2 protein-coding genes are annotated in these 2,397 nt (G+C 49.4%); both read right to left on the bottom strand.

Going from position 1 to position 2,397, the window contains the following annotated elements:
• Positions 1–1,644: AAA family ATPase (locus HWQ67_RS16435; RefSeq protein ID WP_218253769.1), on the bottom strand; the 1,644-nt coding region annotated here is incomplete at its 3' end.
• 85 nt (positions 1,645–1,729) lie between these two features.
• Complete coding sequence (locus HWQ67_RS16430) at positions 1,730–2,017, bottom strand: ArsR/SmtB family transcription factor (RefSeq protein WP_218253768.1); 288 nt, start codon at positions 2,015–2,017, stop codon at positions 1,730–1,732.
• Positions 2,018–2,397: the final 380 nt, after the last annotated feature.

Below are 2,397 nucleotides of genomic sequence, written 5' to 3'. Positions count from 1 at the left end.
CAGCGTAACGTCGATATCGTAGGAATCCTTTATCTTGTCTAGGACGTTTTGCAGCATCTTGTCCAGTATCAGGGGTGCCGCCCCCGCCCTTATGAAGTCAAATACGACGATGTTGTCACCAATCCGGTTGAGTATCTCCGGTCTTCCGATGGTATACGTAAAGAAGTCGCCGATGGCCTGACGTATCTGAGTATTTATGTCCTCGTATGGCATATCGGCACTTACGCGCTGGAGCCTCTGAGCGGTTTCTGAGGTTTCGTAGATGCCCAGATTGCTTGTAAATATGATGAGGCTCTCTGAAAAGTACACCGTCTCACCCCGCCCTGAGGTCAGTCTGCCGTCATCGAGGATTTGGAGGAAGATATCGAGAATCTTTGGATGCGCCTTTTCGATTTCGTCAAAGAGGATGACGCAGAAGGGGTTGTTTTTAATAGCGTTTGTCAGTTGTCCTCCGACGTCGTATCCGACGTACCCCGGCGGTGACCCCACGAGCCTCTGATCGGAATGTTCCCTGGCGTACTCGCTCATGTCAAAGCGCAGGTAGCTGGTCTCTGAGCCAAAGAGCAGTGCAGTGATGGCCTTTGCCAGCTCGGTCTTTCCAACGCCGGTGGGACCGGCAAAGAAGAGTGCCCCCTTTGGTCGTTGCGAGTGTCGAGAGTACTGGCATCCGGAGAGGTTGAACACGGCCCGTCTGATGATGTCGCATGAGCGTTGGACGGCCTCGTCTTGCCCCTTGACGCGCTCAAGCAGCGTGGCGCTGGAGGTTGCTATCTTTTGCATGTCGAGTCTGGACCAGGGGTTTTCCACGATACCGAGCTTGTATGCCTTGATGGCGTCACCGATCTGTGCAAAGCGCAGTTGTTGTCGCCTGGCCAGTGCAACGATAGCCACGATTTCGGATGCAAAGAGGCCACTGGTCTGGTCGATAAAGGTTGATATCCCCTCCTGTTGTTTCAGCGCATCGGCCTCCTTAAAGCCATCGATGGCTCGTGCCAGGGTGTCTATGACGGTCTTTCGGAGGAAATAATCGGGCCTGGGGATGTTCAACATCCTTATGCGGGCATTGTCGATAGTGTACCAGGGTGGGATGTCGTTTTCCTTGTCGAGCACCCAGATGACGAGGTTGAACTTTGGATGCTGAGATTGCCCTGATATGACGGGTGTTGCCCTTTGGGAGAGTCTGAACATCCTGTAAGAGAACTCCTGCATGTCATTGGGGGCTATGTCGGCGATCCTTGAGGCAAAGTTTAGTATGATGGCGCTACCGGTCTCCTTTGAGGCGCTCAACATCTCTGCAATTTCGGCCATCCTCACGGGGGTGGCAATCAGCGGTGCATCGCCCTTTATCTGCTCCCGGGTGATCTTTCTGAAGACCTCCGGATCGCCCTCCAGGAGCCTGACGCCGTACAGGGGTTCGTAAGCGAGGATCAGGTTGTAGTCGTTTTCCCTGAGAATTGTCCTTATGTAGTCAGTAACCCTGAGTGTAGTGATGGCGCCATCTTTAAGCTCAATGGGGTATACGTCGTAGACATTGCCCCAGAGCATGAACTGCGGCTTGACAGGCATAAACCTTATGATTTCCCGTGCCCATTTGGGCATAACCTCCGGCTTTAAGGCCTTGCCCTGATCTACTGAGTTCGACATATATATATTATATCATAAAGCACATTGCACAAGGGACATAAAAGATAAGTTTTATGCAATGTTGAATTTGCACGGCAATCCGGTACTATAAAACAGGGGTGACGGTGGCACCCGAAAAGAGCATTTCAAGCAGTTTATAGATCATCGGTTCTACGATGAAATAACGCCTCAGCTTACCATCGGGGTAGTAATCGATTACACGGTGGTCTCTGAGTATGGCGAGGTGTTGGGAGAGGTTTGGCTGGCTTACATCGAGGAACTTTTCAAGATCGCTTACGCATCTTCCCCCTTTGGCAAGCTGCATAAGTATCCTGATCCGTACAGGGTGCGACACTACTTTCAGCATATCTATCTTCTGTTTCAGGTTTTTCATCAACTATCCTTAAGTAATATACCACTAAGTTCATAAATATGCCCCTATGATAACTCAGGCGCAGGTTTATTGTCAAGCATTTACTGAACCTTGATCTTTACCCACCGTTTATGGGAAAATAAGAAAATATGATAGCGGTAAGGCTTTACGAAAAAGGCGGGAGGATTATATTATGGATATAGGTGCTATTAAAGCTGCGCTACTTAAGCATTCAAAGTGCATGAGGGTCTTATACGCTGAGGACAGTCGGTCAGTAAGGGAGATGATTGCTGATACGTATCCTCTTTAAAAAGCATGGTAAAATTAATTTCATGGTTTAAAGGCATGGATTCCTGCTTTCGCAGGAATGACAGTTACAGGCTTTTTCCAAGTTTGTCATT

It is taken from the genome of Candidatus Magnetobacterium casense (assembly GCF_019173545.1).
GTDB classification, from domain to species: domain Bacteria; phylum Nitrospirota; class Thermodesulfovibrionia; order Thermodesulfovibrionales; family Magnetobacteriaceae; genus Magnetobacterium; species Magnetobacterium cryptolimnobacter.
Note: the sequence above shows the minus strand (reverse complement) of the source record. Positions and strands in the feature narration are given on the sequence as shown.